14 protein-coding genes and 1 tRNA gene are annotated in these 13,927 nt (G+C 71.6%); 7 read left to right on the plus strand and 8 right to left on the minus strand.

The window, feature by feature from the left end; genetic code table 11:
• Window positions 1-255 precede the first annotated feature (255 nt).
• On the plus strand, window positions 256-702 hold the full coding sequence (locus tag VIG76_RS06925; RefSeq protein ID WP_331952478.1) for a MarR family winged helix-turn-helix transcriptional regulator: 447 nt from the start codon (window positions 256-258) through the stop codon (window positions 700-702).
• 371 nt (window positions 703-1,073) lie between these two features.
• Window positions 1,074-2,261 carry a tyrosine-type recombinase/integrase gene (locus VIG76_RS06930; protein ID WP_331952480.1) on the plus strand — a complete coding sequence of 396 codons (1,188 nt, stop codon included), beginning with the start codon at window positions 1,074-1,076 and terminating at the stop codon, window positions 2,259-2,261.
• A gap of 15 nt (window positions 2,262-2,276) precedes the next feature.
• On the opposite strand, the gene VIG76_RS06935 is transcribed toward VIG76_RS06930, so the two are convergent.
• Window positions 2,277-2,350, minus strand: a tRNA-Leu gene (locus VIG76_RS06935).
• Between the two features lie 96 nt (window positions 2,351-2,446).
• Here VIG76_RS06935 and VIG76_RS06940 point away from each other — a divergent pair.
• Window positions 2,447-3,271 (plus strand): sulfite exporter TauE/SafE family protein, encoded by an 825-nt coding sequence (locus VIG76_RS06940; RefSeq protein ID WP_331952482.1) that lies wholly within the window; start codon window positions 2,447-2,449, stop codon window positions 3,269-3,271.
• 439 nt (window positions 3,272-3,710) lie between these two features.
• Complete coding sequence (locus tag VIG76_RS06945; protein ID WP_331952484.1) at window positions 3,711-3,941, plus strand: helix-turn-helix domain-containing protein; 231 nt, start codon at window positions 3,711-3,713, stop codon at window positions 3,939-3,941.
• Between the two features lie 49 nt (window positions 3,942-3,990).
• On the opposite strand, the gene VIG76_RS06950 is transcribed toward VIG76_RS06945, so the two are convergent.
• The 5 genes from VIG76_RS06950 to eno all read right to left on the minus strand — a co-directional run bounded on the left by VIG76_RS06950 (window position 3,991) and on the right by eno (window position 8,858).
• Window positions 3,991-4,737, minus strand: coding sequence for a class I SAM-dependent methyltransferase (locus tag VIG76_RS06950; protein WP_331952486.1), 747 nt, complete (start codon window positions 4,735-4,737; stop codon window positions 3,991-3,993).
• Between the two features lie 131 nt (window positions 4,738-4,868).
• Entirely contained in the window at window positions 4,869-6,473 is a 1,605-nt protein-coding gene (locus VIG76_RS06955; RefSeq protein ID WP_331952488.1) for an NAD(P)/FAD-dependent oxidoreductase, read from the minus strand.
• 47 nt (window positions 6,474-6,520) lie between these two features.
• On the minus strand, window positions 6,521-7,060 hold the full coding sequence (locus VIG76_RS06960; RefSeq protein ID WP_331952490.1) for a DUF501 domain-containing protein: 540 nt from the start codon (window positions 7,058-7,060) through the stop codon (window positions 6,521-6,523).
• On the minus strand, window positions 7,057-7,539 hold the full coding sequence (locus VIG76_RS06965; RefSeq protein ID WP_331952492.1) for an FtsB family cell division protein: 483 nt from the start codon (window positions 7,537-7,539) through the stop codon (window positions 7,057-7,059). Before VIG76_RS06965 ends, VIG76_RS06960 begins: the two co-directional genes overlap by 4 nt.
• A 38-nt stretch (window positions 7,540-7,577) precedes the next feature.
• The gene (gene eno / locus VIG76_RS06970) at window positions 7,578-8,858 is read right to left on the minus strand and encodes a phosphopyruvate hydratase (protein WP_331952494.1); all 1,281 of its coding nucleotides are present in this window, start codon (window positions 8,856-8,858) and stop codon (window positions 7,578-7,580) included.
• Between the two features lie 215 nt (window positions 8,859-9,073).
• On the opposite strand from eno, the gene VIG76_RS06975 reads away from it, so the two are divergent.
• A complete protein-coding gene (locus VIG76_RS06975; RefSeq protein WP_331952497.1) occupies window positions 9,074-9,472 on the plus strand; it encodes an MmcQ/YjbR family DNA-binding protein in 399 nt (132 codons plus the stop codon).
• A 107-nt stretch (window positions 9,473-9,579) separates the two neighbouring features.
• Here the strand turns inward: VIG76_RS06975 and hisS are convergent, their stop codons facing one another.
• Complete coding sequence (hisS, locus tag VIG76_RS06980; RefSeq protein ID WP_331952499.1) at window positions 9,580-10,815, minus strand: histidine--tRNA ligase; 1,236 nt, start codon at window positions 10,813-10,815, stop codon at window positions 9,580-9,582.
• Window positions 10,816-11,020: 205 nt separating this feature from the next.
• Between hisS and VIG76_RS06985 the strand changes: the two genes are divergently transcribed.
• Window positions 11,021-11,935, plus strand: coding sequence for an ABC transporter ATP-binding protein (locus tag VIG76_RS06985; RefSeq protein WP_331952501.1), 915 nt, complete (start codon window positions 11,021-11,023; stop codon window positions 11,933-11,935).
• Window positions 11,932-12,996, plus strand: coding sequence for an ABC transporter permease (locus VIG76_RS06990; protein ID WP_331952503.1), 1,065 nt, complete (start codon window positions 11,932-11,934; stop codon window positions 12,994-12,996). Before VIG76_RS06985 ends, VIG76_RS06990 begins: the two co-directional genes overlap by 4 nt.
• Before the next feature lie 157 nt (window positions 12,997-13,153).
• On the opposite strand, the gene mazG is transcribed toward VIG76_RS06990, so the two are convergent.
• Window positions 13,154-13,849: a nucleoside triphosphate pyrophosphohydrolase gene (gene mazG, locus VIG76_RS06995; protein WP_331952505.1), complete on the minus strand. Its 696-nt coding sequence runs from the start codon at window positions 13,847-13,849 to the stop codon at window positions 13,154-13,156.
• Window positions 13,850-13,927 lie beyond the last annotated feature (78 nt).

Here is a 13,927-nt window from a genome sequence, read left to right on the forward strand (position 1 = left end):
CCGGCCCGTCGGCGGGCGTCTTCATAGTCGGTCTTGCGCTCGCCTGCCTGGAAAGACGTCATGACGTCCCGGTCGGGTCCGGTCATGCCCGGTAGCAACGGGGCGGCAAATGCGATCGACGGCATCAGTTGTTCCTCACTTGTGGGGGTGGAAGCGGATCGTGCCGTGCGCGCGTCCGCGGGAGCAAACATTTGGCATGACAAGTGATACGCCCGAGTCCTTGGCATGTCAAGTACATCGTCTAGGATGAGAGACGTGAGCGAGGACGAGTCAGGCAGGTGGATGCCGGCGTTCCTCGCCCTGCTCCGCACTCACGCGCGACTGAAGGACCACCTCGAGGTCGACGTCCGCCGGCACAGCGGGCTCACCGTGGCGCGGTACGACGTCCTGATGCACCTCGACATGGCCGGTGGCCGACTCCGGCTCGGCGACCTAGCCGAAGCCGTGGTCCTGTCCCCGTCCGGACTGTCGAAGCTGCTCGACCGCATGCAGGACTCCGGTCTCGTCGATCGGCAACCCGATCCCGACGACGCCCGCTCGACATTCGCGGCCATCACCGCGCACGGACGCGCCGCAGTGAGGAAGACCCGCCCGCGCCACCACGCATTCCTGCAACACGTCTTCGGGGACGCGCTCGACGATCAGGATCTCGCCGACCTCACCCGCATCATGGCCCGACTCGACGCAGGACTACCACGCTAAGGTCCAGCGCGCGGGTGAACCGCTCGCACCCAGGAGAACCGTCGCAGACACACGCCCTGGAAAGTCGAAATTCAGGGGCACGCAAGCCACCACAACTCGTGACAGGCGCGAATGAGCGGGCTCAAGTCATGGACCAGCACCCCGAACTCACCCCGAATATTGGGGCCGATCCGTGGTCATCCGGGGACTCCCGCCGTATCCAGGTGGCCTGATCAGAGTGCATTCCTGTCATCACACACGTCTGCACAAACCCACTAATCCGCATTCCCTGGCTCTACGTCTGAAAGTGCGGGTGAGGGCGCCCATGCCTCGGTTATCAGGCAGGGCTGTCCGACCGCCGATCTACCCTCCGCCCGTCGGAGGGATGCTTCGTGGGCAGTGTCGAGCCGTATGCAACTGACCAGGGACGGCGATACCGGGTCCGTTACCGCGACCCGGAGCGGCGAACGAAGGCAAAGGCGGGGTTCCGCACTCGGAGGGACGCGGAAGCGTTCCTCGCGGAGGTCAGCGTCGCGGTGAAGCACGGCGACTACGTCGACCCGGGCGCCGGTCGACGCACCGTAGGCGTGCTCGGGCCGCAGTGGCTTGCCACCCTCAACCACCTCAAGCCGAGCTCCTTCGCGCCGCTCGAGGCAGCCTGGCGTGTCTATGTCGCGCCTCGATGGGGCGCCACTGAGATCGGACGCATCCGCCCGAGCGAGGTGCAGGCATGGATCGCCGACCTCATCGCAGGCTCGGCCCCCTCGACCACCACCCCGCGGCCTTTGGGTCCTACCAGCGTCAAACGCGCCCACGGAGTGCTCGCCTCCATCCTGGATGTCGCCGTGCGGGATCGCCTGCTGCAGTCGAACCCTGCCCGCGGCGTCAGCCTGCCGCGGAAGGTGCCGCGCCGACACCAGTACCTCAGCCACCAGCAAGTCGAGCTGCTCGCCAGCGAGACGCGAACGAAGGGCTCACTCGTCCGATTCCTCTGCTACACCGGATTGCGGTGGGGCGAGGCCACCGCCTTACGGGTCCGAGATGTCGACCTCGAACGCCGGCGACTTCGAGTCATCGAGAACGCGGTTCGCGTCAACGGCCGCATCCTGGTTGGCACTCCGAAGACTCACCACACCCGAACGGTGCCGATACCGCCGTTCCTTTGTGCGGGAATCGCGGCACTCGTCGACGGCCAACCCGAGTCGGCGCTGGTGTTCAGCAGCAACGGCGCCTACCTGCAGCAGCCGACCGCGAAGGGCGGCTGGTACGTCTCTGCAGTGAAGCGTGCACAGGCAGCGGACCCGACCTTCCCGAGACCGACCATCCACGACCTCCGGCACACGGCAGCGAGCCTCGCCGTGAGTGCCGGCGCGAACGTGAAAGCCGTCCAGCGGATGCTCGGGCACGCCTCGGCCGCGATGACCTTGGACGTCTACACCGACCTGTTCGAGGAGGACCTCGACCGCGTCTCGCTCGCGCTCGATGAGGCGAGGGCGGCGTCGCTTGCGCAGTTTCTGCGCAGTTTCCCTGCCGACCAGGGCCCCGAGGAGAGCGAGAAGCCCGGAAACATGCGGGTGTGACGGGCTAAAGTCGGGTACCCCCGCAGGGACTCGAACCCTGACTGAAGCGATTTTAAGTCGCCTGCCTCTGCCGATTGGGCTACGGGGGCGTGCCAGATCAGCCTAGGGACGGCGGCCGTATGCAGGTGGAGGCGACGCGTGCAGGTTCGGCCGGGACGCAGCGATAGCGTTCCGGACGAGGCACCGTGACCCAGAGCGACCATCCCCCACACCGGCCCCGTTGGCCGCTGCTCGCCGTCATCGGCATCGTCGGTGGCCTGCTCTCCGGGCTCTTCGGCATCGGCGGCGGCATCGTGATGGTTCCGCTGCTCACCGGGATCGGGAAGCTCGACCAGCGGTCGGCCGCAGCGACCTCGCTCGCCGCGATCGTGCCCACCGCGATCGTCGGAGCGGGCACCTACCTCGCGGCCGGTCAGGCCGACCTGCTCGCGGCTCTGCTCATCTCGGTCGGGGCCATCCCCGGAGCGCTGCTGGGCAGCGCGATGCTGAAGCGGCTACCGGTCGCGCTGCTCCGCTGGATGTTCATCGTCTTCATGCTGCTGGTCGCCGCGCGGCTGTTCCTGGTCCCTGCATCGCGGGGCGGCGAGGTCCCGTTCGATCCGGCGATCGGTGCGGGGTACGTGCTGCTCGGGCTCGTCATGGGCGTGCTCTCCGGTCTCCTCGGGATCGGAGGGGGGGTCATCGCCGTGCCCGCACTGGTCGGCGTCTTCGGCGTCAGCGATCTGGTGGCGAAGGGCACCTCGCTGCTGGTCATGATCCCGACCAGCCTGGTCGGCACCGTCGCGAACTGGCGCGCGCGAACCGTCCGCGTGGGCGACGGCCTGGTCGTCGGCGCCGCGGCGACCGTCGCCTCCCTGCCGGGCGCGGCCATGGCACTCGCCCTCCCGGCGCGACTCTCCACGACGCTGTTCGCCGCCCTGCTCGTGCTGGTCGCCGCGCAGCTGACGTGGAAGGCGATCGCCGCTCACCGGGACTCCCCCGCCGGAACCCCGCGCTCGTCGGCCGGATGATCGGACGCGGGCAGCCTCGGCGCTGTTCGCTATCGCCGCCGCGTCGATCGTCCCCGGCCGGCTCGTCCGCGCGGCGCCTCGGGCTTCAGGTGCAGCAGCTCGCGCACCTTCGGGTTGTGTGACGCCCACGTGAGGACCGGGATGATCAGGGGAAGGAGTCGGATCAGTCTGAGCACAGTGTGGGGCCCTTCGTCAGGTCGTTGCACCCCGCGGTCCGGGGTGGCGAGAGCGGTTCCGGCCGACCGGACCGCCCCGTCGCAACAGGCGGCGATCTGCTCGCGCAAGAAGCCTGACCGAAGCCGCTGAAGCGCTCGCCCCGCCAGGTGTTCTCTCGGGTCGTTGGCACCTCTCAGACAGGACGCAGCGGCCCGGACAACGGATGGGCAGGCGGGGACCAAAGCCTTAACCCCATGACCTCGGCCGGGCGGTACCGTCCGCCATGTCTCCTGAATCGGCACAGGCCCGCGCGGCGCTCGGCGAGCGTCTGACGAAGTCGTTGCAGTTCGCTGACCTGTCCCCCTCCCAGATGGCGGACCGGCTCGGCATCACCGAACCGACGGTGCAGTCCTGGCTCGCCGGCACCTCATCGCCCCGTCTGGCCCATCTGATGATCTGGGCTCGCGCGAGCGGTGTCCCCTTCGAGTGGCTCACCGGCACGGATGAGCCGTGAGGGTCGCCGACCTCCCACTTGCGGGCCCTGGTCGTGGCTCGCACGGCGCTCAGGCGCGGAGTGCGCTGACCTGCATCCGCACGTAGTCGACGACGGGCTCCGGCATCTCCGCGGCGACGCGCTTGACGAGCGCACGGCCCTCCTCCGGATCCATGTCGCGGAGGACCGCGGGCAGGAGGACCGTCGCGATGAAGGCCTCGAGCTGCGGGCCGCTTTCGAGCTCCACGGGGTCGGGCACCACGCGCACCTCGATGTCCTTGAAGCCGGCCGTGATCAGCTGCTCCACGGTCTCGAGCCGGTTCGCGAACTCCCACGGCGACTCCTGCTTGGGGCCGGCCGCGCGCTCGACGGCCTGCAGGAAGCCGGCGATGTTGCCCTCGCCGCCGAACTCGGCCTCGAAGCGACCGTTCGGCGGGAGGCAGCGGGCCACGCGACGGAAGAGGGCGGGGTGGTCGGGGATCCAGTGGAAGGTGGCGACGCTCATGACGGCGTTGCCCGCGACCACATCCGGGAACGGCTGCGTGAGGTCCGCCTGCACGACCTCGACGCGGTCGAGGGACTTGCCGAGACGTTCCCGCAGACGGTCGAGCATCTGCACGGAGCCGTCGACCGCGATGACGCGGCCGTCCGGGAGCTTCTCGAGGAGGCGCTCGGTGTCGCGGCCGGTGCCGCAGCCGAGGTCGACGACCGTCTCACCACCCCGAAGGTCGAGGCGGTCGATCACGCCGGCACCCCACCGCTCGTGCGGCAGGGGCAGCGAGTCGTAGGTCGCGGCGTCCCACTCCAGCAGCTCCATGGCCAGAGCCTAGGAGGGGGCCGGAGCTCGAACCTTGAGGTGAGGCCGGACGCGATGACGGGCGGCTTCCGCCGATGCGGGCGTCTTCCTGCGCCCGGATCGTCGGAAACCGCCCGTGAGCGGTGGAGCGGTTACTTGCGGGCGCCCTCGGTCTCGGGCTCCGGCGCCGGGTTGGCGTAGACGGGCGCGTCGACGCCCTTCGCGCCCGGTAGCGACGGCGGCGCCTCCTCGACGGGCTTCTTGCGGGCACGCGGCGCGCGCTTCACGGGCGCCTTGACCGGCGCGGCCTCGGCAGCGGGAGCGGCGGCAGGTGCGGGCTCGGCGGCAGCAGGAGCAGCCGCGGGCGCGGCGGCCGGCGCGGCCGCGACCGCCGCAGGCGCCGCGGCAACTGCAGCCGGAGCAGGCGCGGCGGCAGCCGGGCGCGGACGCGACGCGAACGTCTCGAACGCCACCCGCGGGTGCTGGACGGCCTCCATGTTCACCATGTCGCGGCCGAGCAGGAAGTTGAGCACCCAGTTGGAGACCACGCGGATCTTGCGCTCCCATGTCGGGATCGCGAGGCCGTGGTAGCCACGGTGCATCACCCAGGCCGGGAAGCCCTTCACGGCGATCTTGCCGCTCTGGAACGCGCCCTCGTAGAGGCCGAGGCCCGCGACCGCGCCGAGGCTCTCGTGGTAGTAGTCCTTCACGCCCTCGCCGCGCATCGTGGCCGCGATGTTCTTCGCGAGCAGCTTGCCCTGGCGCACCGCGTGCTGGGCGTTCGGGACGCAGAAGCCGCCCACGCCCTTGCCGGTGAGGTCGGGCACGGCGGACACGTCGCCCGCGCCCCACGCATCCGGGACGATCTCGCCCTCGGCGGTGACGACGCGGAGGTCGGCGCGCACGCGGAGGCGGCCGCGCTCCTCGACGGGCAGGTCGGTGTTGCGGAGCACCGGGGAGGCCATCACGCCGGCGGTCCAGACGATCACGTCGGACTCGAACGTCTCGCCCGTCGACAGCTCGATCCGGCCACCCTCGGCGCTCTTCAGCTGCGTGTCGAGGTGCACGAACGCGCCGCGCTGGGCGTAGTTCTTCAGCACCCAGTGGCTCGTCGGCAGCGACACCTCGGGCATGATCCGGCCCATCGCCTCGATCAGGTGGAAGTGCGTGTCGTCGAACGTGAGCTGCGGGTAGTAGCGCAGCAGCGCGGATGCGAGCGAGCGCATCTCGCCGAAGACCTCGATGCCCGCGAAGCCGCCGCCGACCACCACGAAGGTGAGCAGCCGGTCGCGCTCCGGGCCGGCCGGGAGGTTGGAGGCCTTGTCGAAGTTCGTGATGATGCGGTCGCGGATCGCGACGGCTTCCTCGATGGTCTTCAGGCCGATGGCCTCATCCGCGACGCCGGGGATCGGGAACGTGCGGCTCACGGAGCCGGCCGTCACGACGATCTGGTCGTAGGACATGGTCCACGGCTCGCCGACCTCGGGCGTGATCTGCACGGTCTTGGCCGCATGATCGATGGCGGTCACCTTGGCGGTGATGACGCGGCTGCGCTTGAGGTGCTTGCGCTGCAGGACGACCGCGTGGCGAGGCTCGACGGATCCGCCGACGACCTCGGGGAGGAACGGCTGGTACGTGAGGTACGGCAGCGGATCGACGACGACGATCTCCGCCTCGTCCTTCTGCAGCCACTTCTCGAGCTTCCACGCGGTGTAGAAGCCGGCGTAGCCGCCTCCGACGATCAGGATGCGAGGCACAGGTCTCAGATCTCCTCTGGGGTGGCGGGCCTGGTCGGGGGTCGAGTTTACAGGAGGCCCTCAGCCGGGCCGTCGTCGGCGGTCCACCCGGGCCAGTCGCCGATGGCGCGGGCGACCGGCGGCTCGGCCGCTGCGGCCTCCGCGAGGGCGAGGTCGCCGATCGGGTTGACGCCCGGGCCGGCCGCGAGCGCGTGGCCCGCGAGCGCGTGCAGGCACTTCACGCGGGTGGGCATGCCGCCCGCGCTCACGCCGGCGAGCTCGGACACGATCCCGGCCGCGTCGCGGTCCGCGAGGTAGGCCCGGTGGGCCCGCTCGTAGGCGGCGGCGAGGTCGGGCTCGGACTCGACGCGGGCGGTGAGCTCGCGCATGCGCCCATCCGCCTCGAGCCGCGACATGGCGGCCACGAGCAGCGGATGCGTCAGGTAGTAGAAGGTCGGGAACGGCGTGCCGTCCGCGAGGCGCGGCGCGGTGGCGACGACCGCGGGCGCGCCGTCGCGGGTGCGGGCCGCGATGCGGAGCACGTCGCGGGCCGGCCGCCCCAGCTGCGCGGATACGGCGGCGAGGTCGGCCTCGGTGGGATCGCTCATCCGGCGGGTGTCGCCGTCGTCGGATGGGCGGAGTCGGTGGTGCCGGCGGTCACGACCGAGCCGAGGAGGCCGTCGATCCAGTTCGTCGGCGTGTGCTGCACGGTCTTCGAGGGCGTCGCCGTGGTGGCGCCGGTCGGCGGTGGCCCGAGCACGCGGTAGGTCGTCTCTCCGGGCAGCACGTAGAAGAGCCGGCTGCCGGCCTGCGAGCGGATGTAGGCGGGGTCGTTCCAGCGCGCCACCTGGGCGTCGAGCTGCTGCAGGTCGCGCTGCTGCGCGGCGACCTTCGCCGTCGCGTCCTTCAGCTGCTGGCGGGTGTTGAGGTACGTGCTCACCTGCGGGGCGAGGGTCAGGACCGCGAACACGAGGAGCACGAGCGCCGCGACCGCGAGGCCGGGGATGCGCACGCCGGCGAGCGGGCCGCCAGCGAGCGCGAGGCCGCGCCGAGGCGGCGCCTGGCGCTCGTGTTCCGCGTCCGACATGGGTCCCCGTTCCGCCCGATCCCGCGGCCGGGCCGGTGTCAGCCCTGGAAGCGCGGGAAGGCGCTCCTGCCGGCGTAGACCGCGGCCTCGCCGAGCTCCTCCTCGATCCGGAGCAGCTGATTGTATTTGGCGACCCGCTCGGAGCGGGCAGGCGCTCCGGTCTTGATCTGGCCGGCGTCGGTGGCGACGGCCAGGTCGGCGATCGTGGTGTCCTCGGTCTCGCCGGAGCGGTGCGACAGGATCGCGGTGTAGCCGTTGCGCTGCGCGAGCTCGACCGCGTCGAGGGTCTCGGTGAGGGTGCCGATCTGGTTCACCTTCACGAGGATCGAGTTGGCGACCTTGCGGGCGAGGCCCTCCTGCAGGCGGGCGGGGTTGGTGACGAAGAGGTCGTCGCCGACGATCTGCACCTTCGCGCCGAGGTCGGCGGTGAGGGTCTCGTATCCGGCCCAGTCCTCCTCCGCCAGCGGGTCCTCGATGGAGACCAGCGGGTAGTTCGCGACGAGGTCGGCGTAGTAGGCGCTCATGTCGGCGGCCGTCTTGGCCTGGCCCTCGAAGGTGTAGGTGCCGTCCTTGAAGAACTCGGTGCTCGCCACGTCGAGGGCGAGGGCGATGTCGGCGCCGGGCTTGTAGCCGGCCTTCTCGATGGCCTCGAGCAGCAGGTCGAGCGCGGCGCGGTTGCTGTCGAGGTTCGGGGCGAAGCCACCCTCGTCGCCGAGGCCGGTGGAGAGGCCCTTGCTGCTCATGAGGCCCTTGAGGGCGTGGTAGGTCTCGGCACCCCAGCGCAGCGCCTCCCGGAACGACTCCGCGCCGATCGGCAGGATCATGAACTCCTGGATGTCGACGTTCGAGTCCGCGTGGGCGCCGCCGTTGATGACGTTCATCATCGGGACCGGCAGCACGTGCGCGTTCGGGCCGCCGACGTAGCGGAACAGCGGCAGCTCGGCGGAGAGCGCGGCGGCCTTCGCGACGGCGAGGCTGACGCCGAGGATGGCGTTCGCGCCGAGGTTCGACTTGTTCTGGGTGCCGTCGGCGGCGATCAGGGCCGCGTCGACGATGCGCTGGTCGGCGGCGTCGATGCCCTCGACGGCCGGGCCGAGCTCGTCGATGACCGCGTCCACGGCCTTCTCGACGCCCTTGCCGCCGTAGCGACCCTTGTCGCCGTCGCGCAGCTCGTAGGCCTCGAACGCGCCGGTGGAGGCGCCGGACGGCACGGCCGCGCGGGCCACGACACCGTCCTCGAGGAGCACCTCGACCTCGACGGTCGGGTTGCCGCGCGAGTCGAGGATCTCGCGGGCGTCGATGGTGTCGATGGCGGCCATGGAGAGGGTCCTTCCGTCGGGGTCTTCGGGCCGCCGGAGCGGCCGGTGGTCAGCCTAGTGACCGCCCGGGAACGGTCGCTGGCCGCCCGGATCCGGCCCACTTCCGCCTTCCGTCATCGCGCCGTTCCGGAGAAACTGGGCGACACGCCGCCCTCTGAGCGCTCGGGGCGGCGTGCCGTCCAAGAACTCCGGAACGGCGCGATGGGAGGGACGCGATGCCCACGCATCCGATCATGTTCGAGGAGGACGACCCGGCCCTCGCCCGGGTGCGGACGCTCGCGCTGGCGTTCCCGGGTGCGGAGGAGCGGATCTCCCATGGACGACCGTGGTTCCACGCCGGGCAGGCGTTCGCGGTCTACGGCGGCGGCACGAAGGGTCCCGACTCCGTGCGGCACGACCACGGGCTGCTCGTGCACGTGGACGACGACGAGCGACCGGCCCGGATGGCGGATCCGCGGTTCTTCGTCCCGGCGTACGTGGGGCCGAAGGGCTGGCTGGGCATCGACGTGGGCACACCGGAGTGCGACTGGACCGAGGTGGCAGAGCTGATCGATGCGTCGTTCAGGTGGGTGGCGCCGGCGCGGCTCGTGCAGGAGCTCGACGGGCGCATCTGACCTGGTCATCGCGCGGTTCCGGAGTTCTTGCACGACACGCCGCCTCTGCGCGACGCACGACGGCGTGTCGCGCGATTTCTCCGGAACGGCGCGATTGCAGTGGCCCGTCAGGAGAGCGGGCGCTGCTCCCCCAGTCCGTCGGCGGTGACGGTCGCGAAGGCGGTGAAGCCCTCCGCGGCCAGCGCGTCGAGCTGCGCCTTGCGGTTCTTGCGGCCCCGCTCCAGCCGCACGCGGCCGGCGAGCGCCTGCGCCTCCCGCTTCGCGGCGAGCAGCGCCGGCGCGGGCACGTCGGCGTCGTGCAGCAGCGCGAGCGCGGTGCCCTCCGCGGCGCTCTCGGGCAGCAGGTCGAGGATGCGCTCGAATCCGATCGAGAACCCGACCGCGGGCACGTCGCGGCCGAGGAAGCGGCCGATCATCCCGTCGTACCGGCCGCCGCCGCCCACCGACGAGGACGAGCGCGGGTGCGCGATCTCGAAGATCGTGCCGGTGTAGTAGCCCATCCCCCGCACGAGCACGGGGTCGAAGACGAGGTCGACCGACGGCAGCGCGTCGCGGAGCGCGAGCAGGTCGCGGTAGGCGTCGGCGTCGAGCCAGGCCGGCGGATCGACGAGCAGGTCCCAGCCGGCGTCCGCCAGCTGCGCGAACGCGTCGTCGAGGCCGCTCGTGTCCACGCCGAGCTCGGCCAGCTCCCCCACGACGCCGGAGACGCCGATCTTGTCCAGCTTGTCGACGGTGATGAGCGCCCGCGGGGCCGCGTCGTCCCCGACGCCCCAGGTGGCGAGCAGCCGGTTCAGGATCCGCCGGTCGTTGATCCGCACCTGCACGCCGGTGAGGCCGAGCGCGGCGAGCGCATCCGTCGTCGCGGACAGCAGCTCCAGCTCGGCGATCGCCCCGGGCTCGCCGAGCACGTCGATGTCGCACTGCAGGAACTGGCGGTAGCGACCCTTCTGCGGCCGCTCCGCCCGCCAGACCGGCCCGATCTGGATCGCGCGGAACACCGCAGGCAGCTGCGCCTGGTTCGTCGCGTAGAAGCGCGCGAGCGGCACGGTGAGGTCGTAGCGGAGCCCCAGGTCGGCGAGGGCGAGCGGATCGCCGGCGTCCGCCGCCGCCGCGAGATCCGCATCCGTGAGCCCGCGCTTCAGCACGTTGTAGGCGAGCTTCTCGTTGTCGCCGCCGATGCCGCTGTGCAGCCGCGCGGACTCCTCGAGCGCCGGGGCCTCGATCTCGTCGAAGCCGTGCGCGCGATAGACGGCGCGGATGGTGGCGAGCGCGCGCTCCCGGCGGCCCTTGTCGGCGGGGAGGAAGTCGCGCATGCCGCGGGGCGGATTGACGGGAGCGGCCATGCCTCCATCCTGGCCGACGGCCCGCGTGCAGCAGGTGAGTTGCCCCTTCTGGCCCTCGAGCGGGCCGTTCGAGGGCCAGAAGTGGCAACTCACGGGCTCTCGGGTTCGCGGATGCTCGTGCGGCGTGATGCGGGCCCGCAGCTGCCCGGCGGCGCGCCCTGGAAGTGAGGGCCCGCCGTTCCCGGGCCGCCGATAGCCTCCGGGGATGCCGAACGAGCCCGGGATCGCCGTCGAGGGGGTCCACCGCGCGTTCGGACCCGTCCGCGCCGTGCGTGACGTCACCTTCACCGCCGCGCCCGGCGCCGTCACCGGGCTGATCGGTCCGAACGGCGCCGGCAAGACCACCCTCCTGCTCCTGCTCGCCTCGCTGCTGCAGCCGGACGGCGGAACCATCCGCATCCTCGGCCACGACCCGCTGACGGAGACCGCCGCCGTACGGTCCGTCATGGGCTGGATGCCGGACACGCTCGGCTCGTGGGCGTCGCTGTCGTGCCGCGCGTCGCTCGCCATGTCCGGGCGCCTCTACGGGCTGGCGAAGCCCGCGGCCGCGGCGCGCGCGACGGAGCTGCTCGACCTGGTCGGCCTCCCGGAGTTCGCCGACCGCCCCACCCGAGTGCTCTCCCGAGGCCAGAAGCAGAAGCTGAGCCTGGCGCGGGCGCTCGTCCACCGCCCGCGCGTGCTGCTGCTCGACGAGCCCGCCAGCGGCCTCGACCCGGCCGCCCGCGTCGAGCTGCGCCGGCTGCTCCGCGGCCTCGCCGCCGACGGATGCACGATCCTCGTCTCGAGCCACGACCTCGCCGAGCTCGAAGAGGTCACCGACGACGCCGTCTTCATGGCGGCCGGCGAGACGGTCACCGTCGACCGGCTGCAGCGGGCGCAGTCACGGGTGCGCGACTGGCGCATCCGCTCGCTCGACGAGGCCGCCCTCGACGCGGCGCTCGCCGGGCGGACGGGAGTGCGGCCCGAGCGCGGCGACCGGCTCGTGCCGGTCGGGGGCGACCGCGCCGCAGCCGACCTGCTCGCCGAGCTGGTGCGGGCCGGCGTGCCCGTCGCCGCGTTCGGGCCGGCCGTCGGCGAGCTGGAGACCACCTTCCTCGAGCTCGAACGGAGCGGCGCATGACCACGACGGCCTCCCCGCCCCGCGCCTTCACCGACATCGGCACCGTCGTCTCCCTCGAGCTCGCGCAGCGCGTGCGGAGCACCGCCTGGTACGTGCTGCTCGGGGTCTTCGCGGTGCTGATGCTCGGCATCACCGCGCTGCTGCTGCCGATCTCCAGCCTTCGGAACCAGGGCGGCGGCTACGCCTTCTCGACGATCGTGTTCTTCGTGCTGCTGCTGGGCACGCTGATCACCCCGGCGCTCTCGGGGGGCTCGGTGAACGGCGACCGCGAGGCCGGCACCCTCGCGACCACGCAGGTGACCCTCGTCCGCACCGGCGCGCTGCTGCTCGGGAAGGTGCTCGCCGCGTGGGTGTCGTCGCTGGCGCTCGTCGTGATCGCGCTGCCGTTCCTCGCGGTCGCGGTGATCGCCGGCGGCCTGCGCATCGACACCGTGCTCGTCTCGGTGCTGATCGTGGCGATCGAGCTCGGGATCGTCGCGGGGATCGGGGTGGGGCTGTCGGCCCTGATCACGAGGACCGTCTTCTCCGTCGTCGTGACCTATCTCATCGTCGCCGCCCTGTCGCTCGGCACCCTGCTCGTGTTCGCGCTCGGCGGCCTCGCCTTGCAGACCGACCAGGTGGTCCACTCCCGCAGCCTGCAGGACACCACGTCGTCCGACGCATCCAAGACGCCCGTCTGCGGCCCGTTCGAGGACACGCACCAGGCCGTCCCACGCTTCGACCTGGTCTGGTGGTCGCTGTCCGCGAACCCCTACGTCGTGCTCGCGGATGCGGTGCCTGGATCGTTCGACAAGAACGGCGAGCCGAAGGATCTCTTCGGCGGCATCGCGTCCGGCGCGCGGTTCGCCCAGATCGCCCCGAAGCCGGTCGTGACCTACGACGACTGCAGCACCGCCAGCACCAACGGCCCGACACCCGCCCAGATCATGGCCCGCACCATCCCGAGCTGGTTCGCGGGCCTCGGCCTGCACCTCCTGCTCACGGCGGCGATCCTCCTCGGCGCGTGGCGAGCGCTGCTCACCCCGACCCGGAAGCTGCCGCGCGGCAGCCGCGTCGCCTAGAGCCGCCCCTCGCATCCGGCTGTTGCCACTTCTGCGGTCAGCAGGCCCCGATAGCCGCAGAGATCGGCAACCGTCGGTATCGCCGCCCGGGTGTTGCCACTTCTTGCGACTTTGAGGGCTTCAAGATCGCAAGAAGTGGCAACAGCCAGAGCTGCGGTCAGGCGTCTCGGGGCGACGCGTTCGCGAGGGCCTCGGCCTCGCGGATGCGGGTCGTGAGGCGGCGGATCGCGCCCCGCAGCGCCCGCTCGGCGTCGAGGCCCTGCGCCGCGGCGGCGACCACGGTGTCGAGCAGCGCGTCGCCGAGCGCCTCCTCATCCGTGGGCACCGGCGTTGCGGGGCGCACCTCGAGGCCCACCCGGGCGGCGCGGCCGAGCAGCTTCTCGGCGAGCAGCAGCGACGGCATCGTCATCGGCACGCCATCGAGCACGCTCGTGCGGTCGGCCTTCTCGCGCCGCTTCTGCTCCTCCCAGACCCCGACGACGGCCTCGGCGTCGGCCGCCGCGATGTCGCCGAAGACGTGCGGATGCCGGCCGATCATCTTCGCCGCGGTGGCGGCGGCGACGTCCTCGAGGCCGAAGCCCTCGCCGGACGCCGCGGCCAGGTCGGCGTGGAAGAGCACCTGGTAGAGCACGTCGCCGAGCTCCTCACGCATCGCACCCGTGTCACCGGACTCGATCGCTTCGACCAGCTCGGCGGTCTCCTCGATCAGGTAGCGCACGAGCGAGTCATGGGTCTGCTCGGCGTCCCACGCGCAGCCGCCGGGCCCGCGGAGCCGGGCCATCACCGCGACGAGGCGGGTGAGCTCGGGCGTCGCGATCTCGGGCAGGTCGGGGTCGGAGAGCGGATCCGTCACCCGTCGATCCTCGCGCGTCGCTCTCTGCACATGCTCATGTCGCGATTCGTGCCGCTCCGACTCGCAGGAGGCGGCAGA

It is taken from the genome of Amnibacterium sp. (assembly GCF_036559085.1).
Lineage (GTDB): Bacteria > Actinomycetota > Actinomycetes > Actinomycetales > Microbacteriaceae > Amnibacterium.